Consider the following 26,367-nt stretch of genomic DNA (forward strand, 5'->3'; position numbering starts at 1 on the left):
GAAATTTACACTGTCTGGTCTTCTACGGCTGCTGCGGCCGCGTTACTTTTAACCGACTCAATCCCGTTATCCCGGCCGGCGGCGCTGGTGTACATCTGGCTGGTGCCGATCACCTGGCCGTTGGTCGCTTTCAGGTTAAAATAATACTTGTCGTTGGTAGCCGTTTTCTTCTCGAACCGTTCGTCGTGCTGGGAGTTGGTCTTTACAGACTCGATACCATTCAGACAACCGGCCTTGGCATTGTAGCCTTCGCTGGTGAGGATGGTTTCTCCGTTGCCGGCATTCAGTTTAAAACGGAATTCTCCGTTAGCGCTCTTGGTGATGATAAATTTTCCCATGGTCGTATAAGGTTTATGCCGCTTAAGATAGTGAATATTTTTATATGTGATGCAACTATATAGCAGTGATGGTTCACAAAGAAGTACCTGGGCTTACCTCCCACGCCTACACGCACCAACAATCGGTTGTATTCCGCCACCTGCTAAAATCCATGCATAAATCGCTTAAATAGCACTATAATCAGGCTTATATTATTGCTATCTTCCGCGTAAATTCAATAGTGAATGGCGCTCGAATTATCGCCCCTTTCCAACGATGATATCTACCTGCTAACAGGGCTGGCACAGGGTGACGCTATGGTCTTTCGCCTGATATACCAATCCTATGAACGGAAGGTATACAACATTGCCTTTTTTTACACCGGTTCTGAGGAAGATGCAGAAGACATCGTACAGGACGTGTTTACCTCCCTCTGGTTACGGCGGGAGAAAATTGAATTAAAAGGGCCACTGGAAAACTATATTACCCGCTGCGCAAAATACACCGCCTTTTTTTACCTCAAAATGAGGCAAAAGAAAAAACACGCGACCGAAAACGCCGCCGCCCCCCGCGCGCTGGACGGCCCGGAAGAACATATCCGCTACAAAGACATGCAGGCCTATCTTCACCGCCTGCTGGAATCCCTGTCACATAAAACAAGAGAGATCTTCTTCCTGAGCCGTTACAACGGGTTAAGTTACCCCGAGATAGCCAACAAGATGGATATTTCTGTAAAAACAGTGGAATATCACGTATCGCTCGCCTTAAGAAAGATAGCCTCCGGAAAATTTTAAATTTTTTTTAATTCGGTTTAGGGTATTCAGGGTGTTTTATACACTTATATACCGACAGCCTTTTCAAGATTAATGCGATGGCGCCCATAGACAGAGCTCTGCTGGAGAAATATTTTAACGGTGAATGTACGCCTGAAGAGGAAAATCTGGTGTATCGCTGGCTGGATGAGAACGATCTGGACGCCTATCCTGACGTGCATAACGAAAGGAAACATGACCGGAAACGGAAGAAAGGATGGGAGAAATTATCCAGGCTCGATGCAGGACTCATGGCTTTGCCTGCTCCGGGAAGTACTGCCGCCCCCCGCGGGAGGTGGTGGATGGCTGCTGCCATGCTGATAGTATTGCTGGGAGGGGGACTGTTGTATTTTAATTATTTCCGCGGTTATGAAAAAGAGTATTCCACCTCTTTTGGCGAAGTAAGGACTTTTCGCCTGGCGGATGGCACTACGGTAACGCTCAACGCCTGTTCGGCACTAAAGATCAGGCGCGGCTTCGGCCGGAAACACCGCGACGTGCAGCTGCAGGGCGAAGCCTGTTTCGATATCCACGGTCAGCCGGGAACAGCCTTTACCGTGTATACCGGGAAACTGTCCGTCACGGCGCTGGGAACGGCTTTTAATGTTACGGCCTTTGCGGATGGCCCGCAGATTATCGTATCGCTCGCCAATGGTAAAGTACGGGTAGCAAAAGAGAATACGCCCGGAACGGTGCTGGCGCCGGGAGAGGAGATCGTATATTCCACGAAAGATGACCAGCTCAAAAAAGAAAAATTCGACTACAGGAAACGATTCGCCTGGAAGCAGATGATCATTTATTTTGACAATGCCAACATCGACGAAGTGCTCGCTAAACTGGAAAGATTCTATGGAGTACAATTTGATATCAACCAATTGAAGTCCCGCCAATGGCGGCTTACGGGAGAATACAGCAATCCGGCGCTGCAAGAGGTGCTGGAGAGCCTGTCTTTTAATTATGATTTTAAATACAGGATAGAAGCCGGCAAAATCATCCTGTTCGATCGTTAAATCCAGTATACATATGTAGTAACCGCATTTAAAAAGATGCCGGTAATCGGACAGGACTACCGGCCTGTTAATGTAAAAATGCGTCATCGTGCGGAAAGTGGAGCCTCCGCGCACAGGCGACGTTTGCTTAAACATAAACACGTTAAAAGTATGAAAAAAAGATCAACCAGGGTATTCGCGAGGACGGCAGGATGTCTGATGATGTGCCTGCTCATCGAACTGACAGCATCCTCCGGCAGCCATGCCAATGCCCAAATGAACCACGTTATCACGGAAAACTTCCAAAACATCTCTGTAAGAAAACTATTTTCCATTATCAACCAGAAAACAGCCATCACTTTTGTATTCGATGCCAACAGCATTAATCCCGATACGATGGTACGCATCAACGCCCGTAGCTTAACAACCACTAACATACTGGACAGCCTCTCGGAGAAGTTGAACTGGTCGTTCAAAAAACTGGGAAACACTATCACCGTGAAAAGCAATCCGCCGAAAGCCAATGCGCAAAGCGGTGGTCAGCGGTCGCCCGGCTTCCGGCAGAAAGAGGCTACTGATACTTTCCGCATCTCAGGAACGGTGAAAGACTCCCTCGGCGCCCCGCTGGTAGGGGTGACGGTACAGGTGAAGGATGCCCCCGGCGGAACAGTGACGGACGAAAACGGCTATTACCGCCTTCCGGCCACCCCCCACGCCGTACTGGTTTTTTCCTACATCGGATATGACCGCCGGGAAACCCCTGCCGGTGGCAGTAATCATCTCGACGTAACACTCAGCAGCACCGCCAGCGGACTCAATGAAATAGTGGTGGTGGGATACGGCACAGAGAAAAGAGCCACCCTTTCCGGTGCTATTGCCACCGTCGCAGGAAAAGAAATCAAAGACCTGCCCGTAGCGAATCTTTCCAACGCCCTGGCGGGCAGACTGTCGGGCGTGCGTATCACCCAATCCGGTGGTAAACCGGGAATGGCCTCCGCTATCACGATACGCGCGGCCAGCACCTGGAACAACACAGACCCGCTATATGTTATCGACGGCGTGGTGCGTGACAAATTTGCCTTCGACGCGCTGGACCCCAGCGAGGTGGAGAACATTTCCATCTTAAAAGATGGCGCCTCCGCTGCGGTATACGGCTCCCGTGCGGCCAACGGCGTGATCCTCGTCACCACCAGGCAGGGCAGGGAAGGACGGACCGCCATTTCCTACAGCGGCTCCGTCGGTGTGGAAAAACCGATACACATCCCCGAAACACAGAATGCCTACCACCAGGCCATTACTATCAACGACGCCCTGCGCATCGACAATATACCCACCAGCGATGCCCGGTACTATTCCCCAGATGAACTGGAATACTTTAAAACACATAACTGGAACTGGATAGACGAAGCCTGGAAAAATCCCGTGACGACGAGGCATTCACTGTCTGTAAGCGGCGGCTCTCCCAAAGTGCGCTATTTTATGAACGGCACCTACTTCTATGCCACCGGCTCGTTCAATAAGCTGGACTTCCGCAAGAACACGTTGCGCGCAAATGTGGAAGCAGACATCACCAGTAACCTCACGGCTTCATTGAATGTAAGCATGGACGTAAGGAACGATCAGAAGCCTTACTGGCGGTACGATAATGACGGCGATAATATGGAAGACCTGTACAAAGCTTTCCTGTTCCGTTCCCAGTCAGTACCACCGTATGTCAACGGTAAACTGAACGGCACCTACGTAGAATGGTCACCCCTGGCGATCACCGAAGGGCAGACAGGCTATAACAAAAAGAAGTTTACCAATTATAACACCATCGCTACGCTTCGCTATAAAATACCAGCCATACCCGGCCTCGAGCTGAAAATGATGTTCAATAAATACTCCCGCACCAATTTTGTAAAACAGTTCAGCCTGCCCTATGAACTGACGGTATTTAAACGCAGCGGCGAACACAATCACATCGTTACCGATGAACCGGAAGGCGTGAAAACGCGCAATGACGGGGAGTTTCTGTACGAATCCTACGACAACCAGGAGGCTTACCAGCTGGATGGCTATATCTCCTACAACCGCGCTTTCGGCGCCCATAAACTGAGTGCGTTATTCGTGTACGAACAGGCGGAAAGTAATGGCAATAACTTCAACGGCCAGCGAAACAACTTTGTATCGCCGTCTATTGACCAGCTGTTTGCCGGCAGCGCCGCCAGCCAGTTCGCCAATGGTAACGGCTGGGAAGATGGCCGCGCTTCCTACATCGGCAGACTGAATTATAACTATGCTGACAAATATATCCTCGAGGGCGCTTTCAGGTACGATGGCTCGGTGAAATTTTCACCATCGAGACGGTGGGGTTTCTTTCCTTCGTTTTCCGCCGTATGGCGTATTTCGGAAGAACCTTTCTTTAAAGACAACATCACGTTCGTCAATGATCTCAAACTAAGGAGTACGATCGCTTTAATCGGTAACGACGCCGTTGGCGGCTGGCAATGGATGCAGCGTTACAATGTGGCCAACGGTGCAGTGTTTGGTGGTATCACCAGCGGTATCAAGCCCGGTACATTGTCGAACCCGGATATCACCTGGGAGAAGTCTGTCTCCTGGAACGGTGGCCTGGACGCCTACCTGCTGCAAGGTAAGCTGAACTTTTCGGCAGACGTGTTCCGTACGCATACCTACGATATCCTGGGCGCCAGGCAGCAAAGCGTTCCTTCTACTTTCGGCGCTACGCTCCCAGCTGAAAATTATGGTGTGATCAACGCCAGCGGCTTTGAGTTGTCAGCGCGGTATAATGGTGCTATTAACAAGGAGTTCAACTATTATGCGTCCGCTAATTTCGGATATGCCACCAACGAAGTGAAGGTACAGGACCAGCCGGCCAATCAGCGCGCCTATAAATCCGTGATCGGCTACAATATGAATCGTATCTGGGGGTATGAAGCCACCAGTATTATCCGCACACAGGCAGAACTCGACGCCCTGCCCGCGGGGTACACCATTTTCGGACAGAAACCGGAGCTGGGCATGCTTAACTACCGCGATATCCGCGGAGCAGTAGATGATAAACCCGACGGCAAAATAGATGACAACGATGCACAATACATCGCCAGTTACAGCAATCCCCCGATCAACTATGGTATCGCCCTGGGAGCCACCTGGAAAGGATTGGGACTTGACCTGGTTTTTCAGGGACTGGCGGGTAGTAAAACCATGCTCGATGTGCGTTATGCGCAGGCCAGAACAGAGGAAACCAATTTTGCTTACTGGAACGATCACTGGACACCGGAAAATCCCCATGCCGCATTGCCACGGGTGGCCAGAAACACCGCCGGTGAGGCCTCTACGTTCTGGCTGCGGAACAGCTCTTTCCTGCGGTTGAAGAATGTAAACCTGTCCTACGACCTGCCGCGGGCATTGATGAAAAAATACGGCCTCGCCGGTGTACGGCTCTTCTTCTCCGGCACCAACCTGCTGCTGCTGGAGGATCATGTAAAGGTCAGGGACCCGGAGGCGGCGAGCCTGCGCTCTTATCCGCTGATGAAAAACTACACCTTCGGCCTGAACATTACTTTATAACGTGAAAAGACAATAGTTATGAAAATCGGATATACTGCTATATGTGCTTTGCTTTTGCTGGCCTGCTTCGCCGGCTGCAGTAAAGTGCTGGACAAAAAAGACCTGGGCGCCGTCAATGAATCGGACATATGGAAAGATGACAAGCTGGCCACCGCCTACATCAACAAACTATACGAAGATAATCTCCCCGGCTGGAATACCTCCGATGCTGCTACCTCTGACGAAGCCCCGGGGGGCGATGCCGTGATGTACGGTCAGTTGACTATCAACTCATTCGATCTCTGGCCTTACGACAATATCAGGAACATCAATATTCTTCTCAAAAATATCGATGGAGGAACACTGCCTGCCGCCACGAGGGACCTTTTAAAAGGACAGGCCTTCTTTTTCAGGGCATGGCGGTATTTCCAGATGGTGAGACTATATGGCGGGGTGCCGCTCATCCTGGAACCGCAGCAGGTGACAGATAACCTCGCAGTAGCACGGACGAAAACATCGGCCTGTATAGGCCAGATGGTAGCGGACCTGGACAACGCCGCCAAATTGCTGCCACCTTCGTGGACGGGCAACGACGCCGGCAGGATCACCAAAGGCGCTGCGCTGGCCCTGAAAGGCAGGATACTGCTGTACTACGCCAGCCCGCAGTTTAATCCTGCCAACGACCCGGCCAGATGGCAAAAGGCCTATGACGCCAACAAAGCAGCCAAAGAGACACTGGAAGCCGCAGGCATCGGATTGTACGATAAGTTCGCCGGCATATGGCTGGACGAAATGAACAAAGAAGTGGTTTTTGTAAACCGGTATTCCTACCCCGACAAGGTGAACGACTGGAACGCCGCCACCCGCCCGCTGAGCGAAGCACAGAATAGCACAGGGGCCAATCACCCTACGCTGGAAATGGTGAATGCTTTTCCCATGAAAAACGGCCTGCCCGTCACCGACCCGGCGGCCGGTTACGACGCGGTACATTACTGGCGGAACAGGGACCCGCGCTTTGCAGCCACCATCGCGTATAACGGGTGCCCCTGGGAACTGAGCGGAAAAGCAGGAAGAAGGCAATGGAACTATGTAGGGGCAGAAACACAATTCCTTTCGGAAACAGGGTTTTACTGCAAGAAAGCAGTAGATGTCAGCTATTCGAAATTCTTTACCTATAATAGCAGTACGGATTGGGTGGAAATACGTTTCGCCGAAGTGTTGATGAACCTGGCAGAGTGTGCCAACGAGACGGGCAAAACCGGCGAAGCCTATGAAATACTGAAACTCATCAGGAAACGTGCCGGCATAGAAGCCGGTGGCGATAACCTGTACGGCCTGAAGAACGGAATGACGACCATATCCATGCGGGATGCTGTCCGGCTGGAAAGAAAAATAGAGTTTGCCTATGAAGGAAAACGTTACTGGGACCTCAGAAGATGGAAACTGTTTGAACAGGAAATGAATGGTAAAGTAAGGCATGGCCTCGTCATCAGCTTATTGATCCCTCAGAGTGAATTTAACAGGATACAGGATACCGTTAACCTTGACCGGAACTACAGCCGGTATTTTAAAGACTCCCTGGTAGCGGTAGATAAAGTGTTTAAAATCGATTTTAAGTCCAGCTACTATTTTTATCCTATCAACACCAAACACCTGGAGTTGAATGGCAATCTTAAACAAACAAACGGATGGGATGGAGGTGCTTTTGATCCCCTGCAATAATTTTATGAAGATGAAATGGTATTTTTTTCTGGTCTGTATATTTTCCGGCCTTTATACGCAAGCGCAATCTGTTCCCCTGCAATGGGACCAGGTAGCGCCGGGCGTCTGGAAAGCGACCGTAGGACAGCCCGACAAGGTGGATTTACTGGCAACAGCGGGCGGCAGCCCCCGGAAGGAGGCATTGCAAAAACTGGGAGAAGCGTCATTCCCGCTTCCGCAGGCAGATTGCCACGCTGAAGTAAAAGAAGGCAAGGTATATCTCCGCTTTCCCCTGCAGGAAGAAGAACAGTTGTATGGACTGGGGCTTCAATTTAAAACGGTGAACCGCAGAGGGCAGATATTGAACCTGCATATGGACCACTACCAGGGCCGGGACGATGGCCGTTCACATGCGCCTGTTCCTTTTTATGTTTCCAGCAATGGTTACGGTGTGCTGATCAACAGCGCCCGTTATATTACCGTATACGCGGGCACCGGTGTGCGGGTAAACACGCAGCATCCGCCAAAGGTATATGACCGTAATACGGACCCCGACTGGAGCGCGCAGCCTTACTCCGACGCTGTGGAAATGCTGGTACCGGCGGCCGGCACCGAGATCTATGTGTTTGCCGGCAAAAACTCCATGGAGGTGGTACAGCGGTATAACCTGTTCAACGGCGGCGGCGCACTCCCTCCCAAATGGGGCCTGGGCTTTACGCACCGTATGCCTACGCTGTCAACCGCTGAACAGGTAAAAGCAGAAGCCGCTGCCTTCAACGAACATGGTTTTCCGTTGGATTTTATAGGGCTGGAGCCCGGCTGGCAAACAAAATCCTATCCCTGCACTTTTGAATGGGACAAGTCAAGGTTCCCCGATCCTGCGGGGTTTGTAAAAGAAATGCAGGCTAAAGGCATCCGGCTCAACCTATGGCTGAACCCTTATTTATCTCCGGCATCCCCGCTGTATAGCGCCGCGAAGCCGTTGTCGGGCTCCCACACGGTATGGAATGGACTGGTACCGGATTTTACCTTGCCGCAGGCGCAGCAGCTGTATAAAAATCTCTTCAAAGCACAGCACGTGGATATGGGCGTCTCCGGGTACAAAATCGATGAAGTGGATGGGGTGGACGGCTGGTTATGGCCGGATGTGGCCACTTTCCCGTCGGGAATAACCGCAGAACAAATGCGGCAGGTGTACGGCGTGATGATGCAGCGGCTCACCACGGAGTGGTTCAGGGAGAAAGGGGTACGGACCTACGGACTGGTACGTGCTTCCAACGCCGGGGCCTCCTCTTTCCCCTATGTGATCTACAACGACTATTACAATCATCGTGATTTTATTACGGCTTTGTGTAACAGCAGTTTTATCGGTGTACTATGGACTCCGGAAGTAAGGGCGTCCAAAACCGCAGAGGAATGGCTCAGACGTATGCAGTCTGCCTGCTTTTCGCCGATGGCCATGCTCAATGCCTGGGCAGATGGGACCAAACCCTGGAGTTTTCCGGAAGTGGAGCAACAGGTAAAGGATGTGGCGTTATTGAGAATGCAGTTGTTTCCCTACCTCTATACTGTTTTCTCCCAATACTACCTGGAAGGGAAGCCGCCGGTGAGAGCGATGAACCTCGTGGAAGGCTTCTCGTTTCAGCATCAATCCCAACAAACAGCGCTGGACGCCACTGACAATCCTTACCGGATGGCCCTGCGGGAAGATGTGAAAGACCAGTTCATGCTGGGCGACGATCTGTTGGTGGCGCCTATGTTCACAGGTCAGACCACCCGGAAAGTAATACTGCCGCAAGGTAAGTGGTATGACTTCTACACCGGCGCTTATGCAGGGAACGGCAATATCATCGACGCAACACCGGGACTGGATAAGATACCGTTGTATGTAAGAGACGGAGGCATTATTCCGATGATACCACCGGTAACACACACACCGGCGCCTGACGAGCAGCTTCCGCTGGAGGTCCGTCATTATGGCGAGGCGGAAAGCACTGCATTGCTGTATGATGATGACGGACAATCCTATGGTTACCAACAAGGAAAGTATATGCAATACCGGCTTTCTGCCAAAAAGGATAAACGTCAACAGTGGCAGGGAAAGGTGGTGATAGACAACAAGCAGGGACTGAAGATGGCCTATAAGGATATTAAATGGCGGTTTATGCTGCCTCAAAACCCGGTCAGATAACGCCGCTCCGGCTTTAAAGATAATCAAAAGCAGACCTGTGCGCTATGCGGCACAGGTCTGCTGCGCTTTGGGACTTAAACCAGGTTGAGCCATTTAAAAAAGAGCCGGAAATATTAATGAACGTTATGTTAGGAAACCGAATATTTTTACTAAATTACAGCACTCAAAGTAACCGTGTACACGTTTGACCATTTTTTTACTTCACCCTCTCAAATACCATCACTATGGAATCCAAAACCTCCAAAACCGCAGCCCAATCCAACAACGGAGGGCAACCCGCAGACGCAAAAGTAGCCGTACAACTTTGCTCCCTGGCGCTTGACCTGAATATTGTCAATGACATTGGCAAACTCATGCCCGGCTGGCAGGTGGTCTGGAAAGGTAAACCTACTATTGACGATAACTACGCATTTATTGCGTTTAATGCTTCCGAAAAAAAGTATGCCCTGATCATCCGTGGGTCCGTTTTCGACGGTTTTAAAAGCTGGGACACCTTCGCCAACTGGGTGTTGGAAGACCTGAATGCGATCGTTATGTTAAGCTGGCCTTATGCGCCCACTACCCAAAAGCCCCTTATTGCTGCAGGCGCTTATATCGCCTTCACAAATCTGCTCTTTATGGAAGATTCGATGGGTTCCGGTAAAAGTATTGGCGAATATCTCCTAACGCACGCGATCGAAGCCGGCAATAGCCTGATCATTGCGGGGCATAGCCTTGGCGGAAATATAGCCAATGTATTTGCTTCCTATTTTGTACAGATGCTGTTAGACAGAAAACTGTCTGTTTCCAAGGTTTCCCTTGTTACTTTTGCTGCGCCGGCTTCCGGAAATGGCGATTTTGCACTGGACCTGGACAACAAACTGACGACAGCATGGCACTACGAGAATCAAAATGATATGGTGCCGAAATTTCCTTGTGTCGCCGGTCTTATTTATACCAGCAATACGTTTGCCCCTAAAACGCCGAATGCGAACCTGATTACGGTGACCTTTAATCCCAAAACAATTACCCTCAACGGCCCGAATCTTACGCTGCATGATGCCTATATGGCGATGGCGGGCATATTCGCAAAAAATAACTACATGCAGCCCATAAAAAATAATTACATCACCTTTCCGACGGAACTGAACCCTAATCTTACCGAGAACAGTATCACAGACTGGCTCGGCCAGGTAGGTCCCCAGCATCAACTTAATTATTATGCGGATTTTCTGGGCGTAGCGCTGCCGGTACCAGTAGCTAAACCAGCCACGGCAGCCGCAGCTGCTGCGGCTCTTGCTTAAACAGACCATAATAACATATCAGAATAAAAAGCGAGGCTGTCCCTAAGTAATTAAATTACTTAGGGCGGCCTCGTTTCAGGTAATGCTACAGGGCATCAATGAAATGGCCGCAGGAAACAATTCTCTGCTTCGGAAATGTCCTACAACCCCATTGCACCGTAGCTTTTCGGGAATGTTAACATCGGTGAACAAGTGGTTAACTTCTAACTATATTGCTTGTACGGGATCATGTAATATTGCAGCGTATTATAAAAAAATAAACCGCTGAATATGGTTGTACCATTGTCAATCATATTTCAAAAACAATGACGCTCAAAATAATCATGAATAACGGAAACCGCTCTTCACAAAGCGCATAGCATCTTTCAGGAACCTATAAAGGAGTATGTTTTACATAGTCGGCGTCAGCCGGGTGGTGGTCCTGTGCCATATCATTAACAGCATCATTTGCATTGTCGGTACATGTTATCGGGATGAAGGATTTTTTTATCTATTATTTAAACAGCAAAGCAAAAATGAAAAAACGAACATTCAGAAAACTGAACTTGCGTAAAACGGAAATTGCCAGTCTGAGTCCTGAGGGACTGAAGAATGTGTGGGGTGGTGCCGGTACGGGTCCTGTTGGTCCTCCTACCGGTGGTAGTTATACTGCCGTCCCCGGAGCCCCGGTGCCTTCGCCTGGATCTCCCTGTGTGAACACCTACGCATATCCCTGTCAGATCACCAACGGTAACGTTGGCCCTTGTTGCCCCATTTGATTAACAACCATTGCCTTAACCGAACATCAGGTAACACCCCTCAAAGGTGTTGCCTGATACTTCACTACGATGATTAAACCACTGAAATAGTATTTATGAAACCCGGATTTCATACTATCGCGCATCACTATGCTGTTAACCTAGTGCTTTACTTTCTTGGACTGCATAATATTAATATGGGACGTTTAAAAGTGCGTACAGCGTTGTATGCAAAAGAAACGTTCCCCGAACTGTCTATACAGGTCATCAGTGTGGAATTGCAGGAATGGGGTATCCGGCATACGCTGAAAACGGCACCCTGCAGTATAACCGGTGCCGGCATTTTCCCAACGATGGCTGTTGTCAGTATACAGGAACAGGAAGCGCTGGTTGTGGTGGAAAAAGTGGAAGGGCAACTGGTGCACCTGCAGTACGCTTCCGCAGACAGGGCTACCTTTGCTGTGAGTGAGCTGACAGTGCTGCATTACCTGGACATACACGGGATCGTTATTGACAAGGCATTCTGCGCATCCAATGAACAGGACGATTTGACTAAACGGGAAGCTTATGCGGATACTATTTTTGCGGTAGAAGATTTTTTTTCAGCGGAGGAGTGCGGCTATATGATCAATTATTGTGAACAGCATCACCTGTTCAACAGAAGTATGACTGGGGCTGCAGACGGTACCAGCGAGGTGACCGGGAACAGGACCAGCTACTCTGCGTTTATTACTAACTGCCGGCAGGATACGTTGTTTAACAATATTGTGGAACGGGCAGCGGATCTGATGGAAGTGGAAGCCGCATGTGTGGAAGATTTGCAGTGTGTGCGTTATGGGCCAGGGCAGGAATACAGGCCACATTTTGACTCTTTTGAGAGAGGGCCGAAACGAAAGGCCACACTGTTGGTTTACCTGAATGATGATTTTGAAGGCGGAGAAACAATATTCCCGGAAATTGGCGTCAGTGTCAGCCCGCGGAAAGGAATGGCTTTAGCTTTTATGAATCTTGATGAACAGCACAATGATCTGATCTATTCCCTTCATGGTGGCGCTCCTGTTACGGATGGTACGAAGTTCGCCTGCAACATATGGATTCATTGATGAATACTTAAAATGTGCTTAAAATTCAATTAAAATCGGCTTAACCAACGTCTTAATATAGTTCGGACTACTGCTGTTTCATTACTTTCATAAAAAAAACGCTGCTACTGTAAAATATTTTTTTCAATAGGAATAAAGCCGTAATATTGATGGATAGGCACGATAGAAAACCCGATCGCAGAGCCATAATCTTTAAGCAAATCTGAGTAACCCGCATTTCAACCTGGCATAGTGGAAACAAACTGCTGAACGTGCATATGAGAATAATCACGATGACGATAGTCTTATTTACAGGGGCGTGACTAACGCTTGCCCTTCATCTTCATACGTGTATCGCTAAACGGTAGCTGCGAAGTTCAGCTACAGGGACCCTGTTTTTTCATGCAAACACGATAGCAAATCTAAAATCCAAAACCCAAAATCTTAACCGATGAAAAATCAAGCATTCTTTTTAATGATCTGCCTGCTGGCGGGTTCGTTCATCACTTCATGCCAGAAAGACAATAAACAAGGCAGTGCTGAAAAAGCCGATGTCTCCAAAGAAGTGCTGGCACAGATCAAGGCGAAAGGTTTCAGTACCAGCAACGTACATGCCGTAAAAGGCGGCTACCTTGTAGAAGGAGATATTTTTCTGAGTACAAAAGACCTCAGCAAAAAAGGCCAAACCAATAAAGTAAGAGTTGCCAAAACAGAACAGTATTCCACCAATAACCTGGTCTCCAGCCTGCCACGGATCATCACCGTGAAGGTCACCGGTCTGGGCACCGCCTTTGTACAAGGTACCGACCTGGCCATCCAGCGTTATAATGCGTTAAACCTCCGTATCCGGTTTCAGCGCGTTACCAGCGGTAGTGCGGACATTACCATCCAGGGTTTCTATGAAGGGCCCGTTGGCGGTTATATTACGTTGGGATCATCCGGTTTCCCCACCGACTTCGGCGATCCCTTTGATCTCATAGAAATGAATACCCATCCGTACGCCTATGGCAGCAGCCCCAACGTACAGTACGTGGGTTCTGTGATCCAGCATGAAATAGGACACTGCATCGGTATGCGGCATACGGACTATATGGACCGTTCCTACAGCTGCGGCGGCGATCCGATAGACGAGGGCGATGGCGGCGTAGGTGCAGTATATCTGCCCGGCACGCCCAGCTATCCGGATGCTAACTCCTGGATGCTCTCCTGCTCCAACGGCGGTAACCGTACCTTTAATGCTAATGATATCATTGCATTAAACTACCTCTATCATTAAGCCATCGATTACTTAGCTGCATGAAAAAAATCCCGGTCACTACTGGTGACCGGGATATGTATTTACGCTTTCTTTTTAAACCGTTCAGGAATTTCGTCCCATCCGTCGGGAGGGGGGACGATATAGGCGCCAACGATGAAAATCATTAACCCAAATGAAAATCCCACGAATATCTTAGCTGAAAGCGTACTCATTTTATCTGTTTAAATTATTGTAATCTGTTGTTGGCCACAGAAATAAAAATAACAATCCGCAGATTGTGTGCGATAATGCCTTTTGCCTCATAGGTGCAATACAGAGATTTAAGGTATAGGATGGGTTACATCAGAACTATTCAGTTCCTATACAAATTCAAAATGGTTCCGCTGCAAACTTAATAATTAAAATATTCTGCGCCACTTTATTTCTGCTATTGATTTAATAATCAAACCATTGTACTAGCCTATGCGTGTAAAATCAATTCCGTAAACTCATCAAGTTGTTCTTTAGGATTGTTACTCATAAACTCAATTCCCTTGTATCTTATACACCAGTTGTTCAATATTCATCAGCGTATAGGCATTGCCGCTCACCTGCGAATACAGCTTCATCGAAAAAGCCCATTCTCCGCCTTTTTCCACCGGGTTATTCGTATCCTTCCATGTTTGTACCACATTGTTCAGCGTCGCGGCTGTATCGGCGGACAACGTCTGATTAGGATACAGTCCTATCGGCAGGTAGGTCACCAGGCCATCATCATCACCGTCTGATGGCGCTACCAGCTCAAAGCCATACCGTAACTCAAACGTCACTTGCTGCCCTGACATACCGCTGCCAAATAATGCGTTGAAGCAGGCGTTCAGCGCGTCGGTGAGGGTATCGCCCAGCGCGTTGATGTTGACACGCTTACTGAAATTATTCAGCGGCGTGATCACGCTGGGGGCGATGATGGTATCGGTGGTAAAGATAAACGCCGGGTTGGTAGGCACGTTGTCCAGCAGGTTCTGGTTCCGCTGTACATTCATCTGCGTGCGCGCATTCTGTACCATGGCGAGGTTGAGATCGGGCCACACGAGTTTAAACACCGGCCAGCCTGCTGGCGGAAGCGAGATGTCGGGTGGTACCATATAAGTGGTGGCGTTTTGCTGAGGCGGCTGCATCTGCAGCTGTATAAACAAACCAGTAGAAGGTATCTGCACGTGTACTTCCGGCCACGTGTTGTTGGGGCGGGGACTGGCATCCAGTTGCGTCAGCGTCAGCGAATCCAGGTCTTCATCATCGCGGTAGGCCACGCGCGCGTTGAAGGAGTAGCTGGACAGCGCTACCAGCAGGTCCCGGGGATGGGTATACAGATCGGAGGTTTTCAGGCGGGCGGACCAGTACTGCGCTACATTACCTGCCAGCGAGGCGAAAGTACTCACGGCGTTGGCCACACTGGTTGGGTCCTGTGTGCTGTTGCTGTCAGTCAGCGCCTGCAGCAGTGTCCACAGCGGATCGGCGACATTCACGTACTGCGCCAGCTCGGTAAACAGGTCCCTCGGTGGGGAAGCGAGCGCTTTCGGTGCATCACCCGGACCAAGATTGAATTCCGCCTTGATCATCACATAGTCCTGCTCCGCATGTTGATGCGTGTATACGAACTCGTAGTTCCACAAACTCAGCTTGCTGGCGTCCTGTGTGCCGTCGGGATAACCCTGTACCACCTGCTGCGATACGATCTTCGGCAGCGCCGGGAAAATCCGTAACGGAATAGGTACGTCTACATCGCCGGGATCGGTGTCATGCAACGCGGCGGGTTTGGTGATGCTGTTCAGCAACGGCGTAAACGTAAGCCAGTCGGACGCGTTGTAGCTTTGCGGCACGTTGTCACTGCTGATGTTAAATTCGAAATTTGACAGGTTGTACACGAAAGAACCGGAAACATCTTTATGAAACGCCGGGTTGTCCAGCTGCAACAGGAAGTTTACATATGAATTTGCTTTGGAGAGATCTGTTTTTGCCGCCATGATCGTAAGTCCCGGTACGGAAGTGCCGTCGGCCGCCTTGATATCGGCCTGTCCGTAGAGGTTGGCGGGTGGTAGCGCCGGGTCATGCTGCCAGGCGGAATCCACGATGGAGTCATACTGTACCACTACAGCAGATTCGTAGGTGCTGGCGAGGCTAACGCCCAGCATTTGCGTCATCGTGTCGGCAGCGCTGAGGAGCGCGGGCTGTTTATCCGGATCGGTAACATCCAGTACGGTGTTCAGTCCCGCCGCTATCTGCGGCATCAACGCGCGCTTGGCGTCCATCACTGTTTTGAGCTGGTCGCGGGTATCGGTGTTGTTGTACACTGCCATGGCGTAACCACCCGAAAGGAAGCGGTCCATGTCTTCGAGGAAGCGCCGTGCCCATAACTCTGCATCGATGCTCTGGTAAGAAATGTTCTGTGGTGTGCCGAGGGTGCCGTTGGTATTCAGCGGCGCTACCAGCACAGGACGGGTAACAAGGTTGCTGTACAGTGGCATCAGTGCAAAGAACCGTGGTTGTGCCTGACCGTTAACAGTAGTGGCGCCGTTAAGGGCCACGCGCTTGATGCCGTTGTCGTCAAATTCCACCTGCCACAGGTCCTGCACTACGCCGGTTACCTGACCGGTACCCAGCCGCAGTTTCGGCAATGCGGCCATCATAGCATCGGTGAATTGATTATGGGTAAGGCTGCCACTGGCTTCGTCGCTGTCTACCGGTGGCGGAAAATCAGATTCCGCCATCGCTACAGGCCCTGTCCCGTGAGCAGTGTCGAAACCGGGGTAGATGAGCGAAGCAGGGCGCAGCAACCGTACAGAAACCTGCAACGGTCCTACTGGAACGGCATACGGGCCGCCCTGACCGATATTCACGGAAAGGTTGACCTGCGCCGGTGGTAGCAGTGCCACAGCACCCTGCTTAAACAACATCGCGGCAGGATTGGCGTTCACGATATCGTCAGCGCTTACTAGTGCCATCGCATCTGCAAAGCGGGTAATAAGGCTGTTGAGCGTATCGTTTGCTGCGGTGTTGATGGTCACCGTGTTGCCCTCCGGGTCCGTCGCCTGCAGCGTTACATTGGGGGCGATCAGGTTCAGTACAGCGGTATTGGCCAGCGCAAACGCCCCGGCGCTTACATTGTACAAACCAGGGATGGATTGTGGCGCAGTGACCTGTGCCAGTAACGCCGGCGGACAAACGAACAGCCCGCCCGGGTTCAGCTGGCCCGATGTTCCACCGATAGCACTCACAATATCAGCCAGTGTAGCGGAAGATACCTGCTCTTGCAGAGATGTTAATACAGTAGCAAAAGACGGATTGGTACCTGTGTTAACAGTATAGTTAGTACCACCTACTGGTATCACCAGGTCTATGTTGGGCAGCAGCGTTCCGGGCATGTTTTCATTCAGCATCGCCAGTTGCTGACCGGCAGCGCCCGGCGAAGCGTTGAAATTAAACCGTGCGGCAATTCCGTTCAGCGTATCAGTGGATACAATGGTGTATGGGATACGAAGCTGCGTGGTATCTTCCGGCCAGGACAATGTGCCTGGCACGACAAACTTATTCGCCACGGGCAAGGCGAAGGTTGGATTGGCCTTCAGCAATAGCTCCACAGGACAGGCATACCGGTCGGCAAACTGCTGCAGCGTATCGGGCGTCTCGCTCGCAGCGATATTACTGAAGTCACCGAAGTAGATCAACGCGCCCGGATCGAAGAGATCAGGTGTAGTCAGGTTGTTGGAAACAAGATCGGTCACATTTACGCCAGTGTTGTTGTCTTTCAGCGTATCGTCCGGCTGCGCTACGTACGTAGGGATGGTAAGCAGCTTGTCCTGCGCAAATACACCTTCGATGTCCTTGTACTGGTCGGCCAGCGTAGCCACGGTAATATTCACGCCTGCATTGGCAAATAGGGCGATGACCTTATTGAAGGTATTGTTATCCGCATCTACCGTTACCACCACGTCGGTATCATCATCCACTTCGACGGCAAACTCAAATCCTTCCTCGAGAACAGGCTGGTCACTGTTGGCCACCGCCAGATCGCTGACCTGGGTGTAGTTGTCGGCAGACAGTTTCTGCATACTGTCTGTCGGATAGGTGGCGCCGGTATTGATGGTTTTAGCCGGAATGATGAGCACGGCGCCTATCTTCAGCAACAGCGTGTCGTTGTTGGTGAGCAAGTCGGTGGGCGTAGGAGTGGGCCACCCTGCCGGCGGCAGTGCAGCGAGGCTGCTGATAGACAGATGCTCCACAAACGGATAATACGCCGGAACAACCGGTAAAGTGCTGCCAAACAGTTCTGCCAGCAAGGTACCCGCGTTGGCCATGGCCAGCTCCGCGTACCGTACACCGTATTGGGTAATGATATCACCCGGTGTGGCACATCCTGCGGGTGGGGTGGCGCGCAGCGTCGTCAGGCTATAGGTGACGGCATAAGAGCCGGCAGCATAGCGCCACAACGGAGTCTGGTCTACCTGCACGCCCTTGTTGCCATAAACAGGATCGGAGAGGTAATGAAGCGATGATACCAGCCATGCATTCACGCCGGGTTGCGCCAACTGGTAATAGGACTGGCTGAACAGCTGCTGCTGTTGCGCGATCATGTCTTTGTTCACATCGCCGCTCTGGGAGGGCGACGGCATCAGTTCAGCAGGCCTGGGTGTAATGACTGCCGTCAGCTGCGCATCGTTGTCTATTTTTTGTACCGTGAAATATCTCGCGGTAGAGGGCCAGTCGCCCACACCGATCATGTTGTCGGTGTAGCCTACGTTAACAGGTGTTGTTCCCTGTCCGGTGCCATTGGCGCCGGTCCTGTTGCCTAGCACGTCACCGAAGCCGAACACAAAGTTAGCGGTAGGGAGTGCGGACTGTGTTCCGAAGCCCTGGTAAGGATCGTCTTTTGATGGTGGCAGGCCGTTCACGTCAGGCGCTGCGAGTGTGGTGCCCGCTTTGATGAACCGCGATACCGGCATCACCTGGGCGTATTGCCAGTAAGGTTTCTCCGGGTCGTCCAGCAACCGGCCCGCTGCTTTTGCTTTGCGGAAGGCCCGTGCTTTTTGCCAGGGCGCTGACATGTCGGCATCGGAAGGATTCGGTATAACGGGCATGCCTGATGGCGGCGCTTCGAACGGTGAACCTGGTGATGATACTACGCTGTATGTCATCAGGCTGTACATCGTCTTCAGCAGTTTTTCGTTGTCGTCCGGCGTAATGTTGTCCGGATTGTTGGTGAGGAATTCAAAGCCCACATTGCCGGGTGGCACCAGTGCCTGTGTGACCGTTTCTGATGGGTCTGTACTACCATTGCTTTCTATGTAGATAGATAATTGTGTACTGTCGGCACCCGGACCTATTAAAGCGCAGTTGTTGAACGGCAGGAGGGAACGGCCCTCGGGCGCTACTGTCTGCTGTGTGCCGGCGATGACCAGCAGTTGCAGCACAATATTGCCCTGCTGATCGAAGGCGCTGCCCGGCAGCGGTACACCCGGACTGAAATAATATCCTGTTCCGCCTACTACGCTGCCTTCCCACAACAGCAGCAGGAAATCGGCCAGCGAGGAAAGGGAAGCATAATAACCCGGATCTGCGGGAGGCCCTGTGGGGGCTTCTTTCAGCAATGCCGGCGGCCTGGAGATAGTGGATAAATTTGTTTTTACGAGGAAAGCATTGGCCGGGTCATTGGTGAGCACCGTTAAACCAGAAGTGTTGGTCGCATCCGGCGAAGGTGACAATAACAGGTACGCGACCGTTTTGTCGTCTGCTGGTTGCGATTGCAGCCAGCTGCTGAGTAACAGCAACTCGTCTCTCTTATCGGTGTCCACGCCCATTAAATTGAATTGTGTAGCGGTATCGTCCAGCCGCTTCATTTTGAAAGGAATGATAGCGCCGAAAGTGCTGTTGTTCATCTGTATGGCTTCGCTGCCTGCAGGGGAGCCTTGCTGTGTGGCCAGTATCTCATACTGCGTGGTCACACGGCTCAGCGCTTTGTCGATAAGGTCCGGTGGCAGCATCCAGAGGCCGGCATTGCCGGTAACGTTCTGCTGGCCTGCTACCTGCGGGATAGGCAGCGCTACGGGCGATTGCAACTCGATGCGATGCTCCAGTCCATACGTGCGCGGTACTGTACCAATGATCTGCATCGCCGAAGGGGCGGCAGGCGTGGCCGGTACCGGCACCACGGAAAGTCCCGTCGCCGGCGATGCGTCCAATATGTTTTGATTGGTATAATTGTAGCTGAGCGTGGTAGTAGTGGTGGTGAGCAACACCATGCCTACCCTGAAAGTATCTTCGTTCAGCCCGGGATTATATGTCAGCAGGTTGGGATATGTCTGTTCCAGTTCCGCCAGTGTTTGCCCGGTTTGTACGGTGATGGAATTGAACAGTTCAATCCAGGGCTGTCCGGAAGAAAGTGTCAGCGCCAGCGCAGTATCTGTGGGAGCGTCTTTGTTGACCGCCACGGTGAACTGCTGTCCGGTGAGGTCATACAACGGCAATGGTGCTGCCGGATTGGCTACCACATGACCATCTTCTGTCTTCAGGTCCGGCAGTTGCAGGCCCGACATCAGCATACGGGATGATTGATTGACGATGCTGGTGAAGCTATCGCCGGTGAGTACGGCATTGATCAGTACATCGATGTCCTGCGCCGGCAGATGGTTTACGGTTAGCACGGTATCTTTTGCAAACAGACCCGGCACGCCTTTGAGCCTTGTGGCGGCGTCGGTGACCGATAGCCCGTAACTAGTGCTCAGCACGTTGAAGGTCAGTGCGCCGTCGTCAAACACGGCAGTCTTTGCATTGGGTACGGTAACGGAAGCCACTGGCGCCAGTATGTTGGCTGGCCCGATCCAAACCGCCACATTGGCCCAATTATAGGTCCAGATACCGGTAGCAGGAGCGGAGGGATCGGTGTTGGTCCAGCTGGCGTCCAGGATCAGATGCCGTGTCAGCGATTCGATGGTGGACCCTGCCTCGATGGTCAGTCCCTGTTGTGCAGGAATGTTCCAGCTTTGTGTGCCGGCGGAAGTTACGGCGTTCCGGAAGACAGGCCACTGTGGAATGCCGGCCGGCGTAGTATCGCCAAAGTCCTGCTGGAAAGCCAGCGTAAACCCGATACGCTCCAGCGTGTCGCCCGGTATCGTCGTATAGGTGTTGCTGTTACCGGCGTCGCTGTAGGCTATCTGGTAGGCATTGGGTACGGTTAAGGAGTATCCGGGCGGTAGTTCTATCGTAGCAGGAACCGGTTGACTGGGGAACAGCGTCGCCAGCAACACTTTATTCTTTTCCGATATCACCTGTGCATACCAGTTCGCCATTTCCGGCAGCGGTGTATCATTGAAGGTGGTGAGATCGGCGTACCGCACGAAAAAGGCCCCTGCCGTACGCAGTTGCACAAAGTCGGCCGGCGCATTGGTAAAAGTACGCTGCGGCAGATCGAAGGTGGCGCCGGTATTCAGTATGTTAATACCCGATGAGAGTTCAGGAAACGCAGGGTCATGGTAACCGAGCATGTCGGCCACGGATGTTTGCTGAAACAGGGTAGCGATGTCCGTTAGTGTTTCGTCCGTAGCAGCCTGATGTACCAATGTGCCCAGCGTACACTGGTTGACATTGAAAGGTCTGTCCGCATTGTCCAGCCCCAGTATTTCAGGGGCTATGCCCAGTTTGATGTTGATGCTGGTGCCTACGGCGCTGTTACTCAAGGTGGTGATCAGCGTGGGATTGAGGAACGCCAGTTCTTCCGGCGTTGCGCCGAGGTGTTCGGCTACGCTTTCGATGGTATCGCCGGAGCTGATGATATACACGACGGTAGCCGTTGGCAACGACGCTGCCACTTGTTCCAGGTTTTGTACTACGCCTTGTATGTCCTGTACTATGACCGTTGTATTGTCGAGATGTTTCTGCATTTCCTGCACGCCGTTCTGGATCACCATCAGGCAGAAATCGCGGAACATGAAGCTGGTGAATGATTCGTAGGCCGCCGGGTCGTCTGTGGAGGGTTTGCCGCCAGCTTCGCTGCCCACAGGAAAGTAGGCGCCCAGTAGTTGAGAAATAGCCCATTCATACCACGGCCCTATTTTATTTTCGGTACCGAAATCTACATCGCCACCCTGGGGAGACGTCCAGCTGAGGAACGGCGGCATGGGTAACACCATCGCCGATTTCTCATCAGGGCGCGGATCGGTGTCGCCGCTGATCCATAAATTGATATTCGTGCTGAAGAAGGTGGCGAGGTCTGTGATGGAAAGCCCGCTGGTCATAGTGTCAGGCAGGTCCAACTGCTCCAGTAACAATTGTATTTGCCCGGCTGTGACGGTATTTCCTTGCGCGGTATCGCGCGGCAGGGCGTTGACGGCATACAGTAATAATCCCTGTGTTAAGATATCGGCGGCCAGTAGGCTGGTGTCTTCATCAGTGGCGGTCATGGCGCTGTGTGCGGCACTGCGCCTGGCGCATGACGCGGCGTCCGTGGCGGTGGCAGGCATGCCGGTATCGGCAAATAAAACAAAGGCGCTCCTATAGACCGGATTGGGATTGTCGGGAACGGTATCGTCCCAGTTCACCGGCACACCAGCCACGGTAAAGGCCGGCAGTAATGTCAGGTGGGCATTGCGCGGTGAATCGGAAAATACTTTAATGCCCGGCTGCCAGTTCAGTACATACCCACTGTCGATGTCTCCTACAAGGAAACCCTGTGCCCGCATGCGTTTCAGCGATACGTCATGGGTAGCGCGCATTGCTTTCAGCCGGCGGTAGTTGTTATTGCGTAAACGGAAGCTTTGATTGGAACGATAAGTCCCCGGCACATGGCCTTGTGCGGCCAGCAGTGATTTGGAGCTGCCGCTGTTGCTGCTGAGTATCCACGGCGTTGGCTGCGCAGTGCCCACCACAAATTGCAGCTGAAGTTTTACGCTGAAAGAGAAATGAAGCCGGACGAACAAAATTTTTACAGAGGCTTTTGCACTGACGGAGGCGGCCAGCGTCAGCACCATCGGCTGATAACTCTCGTAAACAACGCTGATCTGCGCATACGCTTCCAGCGTTACAGACACTTTCACCACCGCAAAATCTACGGAGCCATATATTTTACCATGAAGTGCGGCAATACCCTTGCATTTGAAATAAGTGACCGACGCTGAACCGTTGCTGGTAGGATTAAACCATGCCAGCACGCCCTGGAAGATCACCTGTAACTCCACATAGGCGCCGCCGGAAAGAATGCCGGCGGTTATCTCCCGGCCTACGCCGGCGGCAATACCAATGCCCAGTTCTATCACCGGAGAAAAAGTACCGTTTGAAATACGGGGGACCTGCGTGGAGGTATCGCCATTCAGCAGCCCGAAATAGAAACCACCCCGGCCAATGAAGACATACGCCTGCAGACTGAAGGAACGGGCAAAATTCTGATTGTAGGGGAAACCAAGGTCTATCTTAAAATTGCCGTTGGTATAAATCTCTATGACGATAATACCCAGGGTGATGGTGACCACGCCCAGTTGAATCGTACGGAACATATCCGGCACCTGGAACTCGATGCGGAACATGCCTATTTCGTCGGTGATCTTTTTATAGAGTATTTCAAACTTCAACCCTGCCAGCGCTCCTGCACGTTCTCCACCCAGGGCAACAGACAGTCCGTACAGTTTCGGATCATTAAAAATAAATCCAAGGGAGACCGTATTCATGAGGGTCACATCCAGACCGATGAGCCACTGGCTCTCTGCCGAATACTGCATAGTACTGGGCATAGGACTGCCATCAGCGGGCGGCGGCGTCATATCTTTGCGCAGCTTGGCAATGCTCTCTGCTACAGTGTTAGGCGTAGGACCGGTGAAAGTGACGCGCTGGCCCAGACCCAGGTAACGCAGGTCTATCAGGCTCTGACCTTGCCCCGGAACAGCTGGGGGAGGATCGTTCACCACATCCCAGGTCAACGGCTTATCACTGGTGTAACGCTGGCCCATGCAGCTGCCGGTCAGCACCAGGTTGACTTTCCCTTCACCATTCTGCCTGCTGTACCGAACGCCCACGGAATCAAGTTGCGCGACCACCAAATCGACTTTGGTATTGAAAACAAATTCAACCACGTTTTCTTTAGGGTCGATGGTGAGCACAAAGCGGGAGAGGTCTACTTTTTTCAGCAGGTCCCACGGAGAGTCCAGTTTAAAGCCGAGCGTAGGCGCGGCCAGGTTGACCAGGTACTCCAGGATATCGCCCAGCGTGATGCCGCCTAATTGTAGTGACACCACCTGGTGGCGGTTGTTTTGTTCCCCGCGCCAGGAGGTAGTGGCCTGCAGCCATATATTATCGAATTCTACTTTGAACTGATAGGTCGCTTCCGGCACGCCGAAGGTGAGCGCTGCGGTGAGCCGGATTTTGTTCACGCTGAACATGCCGCTGATCTTACCGGAGGCTTTGTCCGCAGTAGCGGGCTTGTTCATGTCGATGCTGGCGGAAGCGTTTATTTTCAGCTGCGTGTCGAAGATGGTCGGTTCCCAGCGCGCGGAAATCGTAGCGCCGAAAGTATAGGAAGGTTTTACTATCTGTACGCCGTTTTTGCTGGAGCCGGTCGTAAAAGTAGCATAGAGGCGGTCTACGCTGATGTCAGGGATCCAGCCGGGCGGCGTATATCCTTCACCGTAGATGAACCGTGCTACCAGGTCGGTGAGGTCAATGGCGGTGCCTTCATACAGTTTGCCGGCGAGCGTCCATCCCTGTGGTGTTTCGGGGTCTTGTACGGGATATTCCGCGGAGATGAGGAAGCGGGGCAGGTTGTAATTGTCCGGTGATCCCTGCTTGAGATAAAAGGTGCCACTCAGGCTGCCGGATATTTTTCCGTTGTTCAGCACAATGTCAAACTCCATGCCTTCCACGAGAATAGTGGCAATAAAGAGATTGATCTCCCAGCCTTGCACCACGTCGGGTTGGGTGGGATCGCCAAAGAGGATGCCTGCGGTGGCGAAATAATTTTGTCCCAGCGGGTCGGCTGAAAATTTTAGTTTGGTCACGTTCATCGTCTGCAGACCGGTGGAAGGGCCGGAATGACCGAAGAAGTAAGCAAAGGCGTCGCCGATGGGGATATAACTGTCTTTTGCCAGTGAGCCGGTAATAATAAAATTCGGTAACGACATTTTAAGATCGAACGATACCGTCTGGTTGTCCAGGGCTACCAATTCTTTGCTGCTGTTGGGATCGTCCGGGGAGGGTGGGATGACAAGTACCGTTGTGCCCTTTGATCCGAAGTTCATGGTGCCGAACACACTGCCGGTGACCACATGCGTTTTCTGGTAAGCTCCGTTATCATCCAGTACCTGCGACCATGTCCATACCCAGTGGGTGCCTACTTTATCGATGGTCACGAAGGGCACCGGCGGATTCCAGGTTTTGTCTGACTGAATGGTGAGGCCGAAGGCATTTAATGAGAATATCGGGAACTGATCGGTACCGTTGTTCATCAGGTCAAGGTCCACTTCTGCCACATAAAAATCACTGAGTAAAGGGAAGTTCATCGGGATGGGCAGCGGAACGCCGAAGATGCCTAGCAGTTCTTCGAGCCCCTGCACCAGTGATGCGTTTTCTTTTCTGAACAGCACAACGAAGTTCCAGAGGTCATTGGTGGAAAGGATGATCGTTTGGATACGTCCCTGTATCTTACCGATGGCAAAATCGCCGTACAGGTACACCGTTGAAAATGCGGTGATATCGGGTTGCGGCGGTGTGAGCGGAGCGATGACAAAGTTCAGGCCGGGGTTGATCAGCGCCACAGGTTGCGGCCCGTCCACCCCCGGTTCGCTGGCAGCATCGATAACGGTGGCGCTGCCGGTGGCGTTGATGCTCAACAGTGGGTAAGCCCGGTTGTCATCCGGCATGGTAACAGTGCCGGTTATACGGAGCGGCCATGGCCCTATCATGGGCGTTTTATCTAACAGGTGTTTTTTATCAGGTTGACGCTCATCGGGTAGGGGGAGGAAACCGTTGAGCGATAAGGACGCGTCCCCACTGGCGGCGGAGAATTCGGCAGCATTGACTACCATGCCTGTGAGGATGGAATCATACCAGGTAACGCCCATGGCGATGGCAGGAACCTGCATACTGGTAGGCGGCAGGGAGAAGAAATCTGAAAATATCCAGTCTGTTTTCACCGCCAGCGTCAGGGAGAAAGTGTTTCCTTCCTGTTGGTACCGCATTGTGGCGGTAACAGCGTAACTGGTGTCGGCGGTAAAGGAACCACTGCCGGTTAACTGTACACTGGTCCCGTTAGCCGACAGCGTTAGCACAACATTATCGAGTGTATATGCTGAATTGATACCAAACAGCCCCATGACAGGCACAAGCCCGGAGAGATCGGAGGAACTATTGGCCGCGGCCCACAGGTCGATGGTATTATTGCTGATGGCGGCATTGAGGGCATTGTATACACTGGTGGCGCTCATG

General features: G+C 51.8%; 12 protein-coding genes. 9 read left to right on the plus strand and 3 right to left on the minus strand.

The window, feature by feature from the left end; all coding sequences use genetic code 11:
• Positions 1-5: 5 nt before the first annotated feature.
• Positions 6-338 (minus strand): YegP family protein, encoded by a 333-nt coding sequence (locus B5D63_RS08970; protein WP_078668366.1) that lies wholly within the window; start codon positions 336-338, stop codon positions 6-8.
• Positions 339-563: 225 nt separating this feature from the next.
• On the opposite strand from B5D63_RS08970, the gene B5D63_RS08975 reads away from it, so the two are divergent.
• The 9 genes from B5D63_RS08975 to B5D63_RS09010 all read left to right on the plus strand — a co-directional run bounded on the left by B5D63_RS08975 (position 564) and on the right by B5D63_RS09010 (position 13,944).
• Positions 564-1,112 (plus strand): RNA polymerase sigma-70 factor, encoded by a 549-nt coding sequence (locus tag B5D63_RS08975; RefSeq protein WP_078668367.1) that lies wholly within the window; start codon positions 564-566, stop codon positions 1,110-1,112.
• 77 nt (positions 1,113-1,189) lie between these two features.
• The gene (locus B5D63_RS08980; RefSeq protein WP_078668368.1) at positions 1,190-2,140 is read left to right on the plus strand and encodes a FecR family protein; all 951 of its coding nucleotides are present in this window, start codon (positions 1,190-1,192) and stop codon (positions 2,138-2,140) included.
• 150 nt (positions 2,141-2,290) lie between these two features.
• Positions 2,291-5,695 carry a SusC/RagA family TonB-linked outer membrane protein gene (locus tag B5D63_RS08985; RefSeq protein WP_159455948.1) on the plus strand — a complete coding sequence of 1,135 codons (3,405 nt, stop codon included), beginning with the start codon at positions 2,291-2,293 and terminating at the stop codon, positions 5,693-5,695.
• Positions 5,696-5,713: 18 nt separating this feature from the next.
• On the plus strand, positions 5,714-7,396 hold the full coding sequence (locus tag B5D63_RS08990; RefSeq protein ID WP_078668370.1) for a RagB/SusD family nutrient uptake outer membrane protein: 1,683 nt from the start codon (positions 5,714-5,716) through the stop codon (positions 7,394-7,396).
• A gap of 10 nt (positions 7,397-7,406) precedes the next feature.
• Positions 7,407-9,566: a glycoside hydrolase family 31 protein gene (locus B5D63_RS08995; RefSeq protein WP_200816935.1), complete on the plus strand. Its 2,160-nt coding sequence runs from the start codon at positions 7,407-7,409 to the stop codon at positions 9,564-9,566.
• A gap of 224 nt (positions 9,567-9,790) precedes the next feature.
• Complete coding sequence (locus B5D63_RS09000; RefSeq protein ID WP_078668371.1) at positions 9,791-10,849, plus strand: lipase family protein; 1,059 nt, start codon at positions 9,791-9,793, stop codon at positions 10,847-10,849.
• Between the two features lie 515 nt (positions 10,850-11,364).
• Positions 11,365-11,607 (plus strand): class I lanthipeptide, encoded by a 243-nt coding sequence (locus B5D63_RS34610; RefSeq protein ID WP_143312820.1) that lies wholly within the window; start codon positions 11,365-11,367, stop codon positions 11,605-11,607.
• Positions 11,608-11,702: 95 nt separating this feature from the next.
• Entirely contained in the window at positions 11,703-12,689 is a 987-nt protein-coding gene (locus tag B5D63_RS09005) for a prolyl hydroxylase family protein (RefSeq protein ID WP_078668372.1), read from the plus strand.
• Positions 12,690-13,119: 430 nt separating this feature from the next.
• Positions 13,120-13,944: a M57 family metalloprotease gene (locus B5D63_RS09010; RefSeq protein WP_078668373.1), complete on the plus strand. Its 825-nt coding sequence runs from the start codon at positions 13,120-13,122 to the stop codon at positions 13,942-13,944.
• 62 nt (positions 13,945-14,006) lie between these two features.
• On the opposite strand, the gene B5D63_RS35575 is transcribed toward B5D63_RS09010, so the two are convergent.
• Both B5D63_RS35575 and B5D63_RS09015 read right to left on the minus strand, forming a co-directional pair.
• The gene (locus B5D63_RS35575) at positions 14,007-14,138 is read right to left on the minus strand and encodes a hypothetical protein (RefSeq protein ID WP_262488134.1); all 132 of its coding nucleotides are present in this window, start codon (positions 14,136-14,138) and stop codon (positions 14,007-14,009) included.
• 312 nt (positions 14,139-14,450) lie between these two features.
• Positions 14,451-26,366: a hypothetical protein gene (locus B5D63_RS09015; RefSeq protein WP_078668374.1), complete on the minus strand. Its 11,916-nt coding sequence runs from the start codon at positions 26,364-26,366 to the stop codon at positions 14,451-14,453.
• Between the last annotated feature and the right edge of the window lies 1 nt (position 26,367).

It is taken from the genome of Chitinophaga eiseniae, assembly GCF_900167135.1.
Classification (GTDB): domain Bacteria; phylum Bacteroidota; class Bacteroidia; order Chitinophagales; family Chitinophagaceae; genus Chitinophaga; species Chitinophaga eiseniae.

Excerpts from the sequence above, each read along its gene's own strand:
- B5D63_RS35575 (WP_262488134.1), bottom strand. The coding sequence starts at position 14,138 with ATGAGTACGCTTTCAGCTAAGATATTCGTGGGATTTTCATTTGGGTTA.
- B5D63_RS08980 (WP_078668368.1), top strand. The coding sequence starts at position 1,190 with ATGGCGCCCATAGACAGAGCTCTGCTGGAGAAATATTTTAACGGTGAA.
- B5D63_RS08985 (WP_159455948.1), top strand. The coding sequence starts at position 2,291 with ATGAAAAAAAGATCAACCAGGGTATTCGCGAGGACGGCAGGATGTCTG.
- B5D63_RS09005 (WP_078668372.1), top strand. The coding sequence starts at position 11,703 with ATGAAACCCGGATTTCATACTATCGCGCATCACTATGCTGTTAACCTA.
- B5D63_RS34610 (WP_143312820.1), top strand. The coding sequence starts at position 11,365 with ATGAAAAAACGAACATTCAGAAAACTGAACTTGCGTAAAACGGAAATT.
- B5D63_RS09015 (WP_078668374.1), bottom strand. The coding sequence starts at position 26,366 with ATGAGCGCCACCAGTGTATACAATGCCCTCAATGCCGCCATCAGCAAT.
- B5D63_RS09000 (WP_078668371.1), top strand. The coding sequence starts at position 9,791 with ATGGAATCCAAAACCTCCAAAACCGCAGCCCAATCCAACAACGGAGGG.
- B5D63_RS08975 (WP_078668367.1), top strand. The coding sequence starts at position 564 with ATGGCGCTCGAATTATCGCCCCTTTCCAACGATGATATCTACCTGCTA.
- B5D63_RS08970 (WP_078668366.1), bottom strand. The coding sequence starts at position 338 with ATGGGAAAATTTATCATCACCAAGAGCGCTAACGGAGAATTCCGTTTT.
- B5D63_RS08995 (WP_200816935.1), top strand. The coding sequence starts at position 7,407 with ATGAAATGGTATTTTTTTCTGGTCTGTATATTTTCCGGCCTTTATACG.
- B5D63_RS08990 (WP_078668370.1), top strand. The coding sequence starts at position 5,714 with ATGAAAATCGGATATACTGCTATATGTGCTTTGCTTTTGCTGGCCTGC.
- B5D63_RS09010 (WP_078668373.1), top strand. The coding sequence starts at position 13,120 with ATGAAAAATCAAGCATTCTTTTTAATGATCTGCCTGCTGGCGGGTTCG.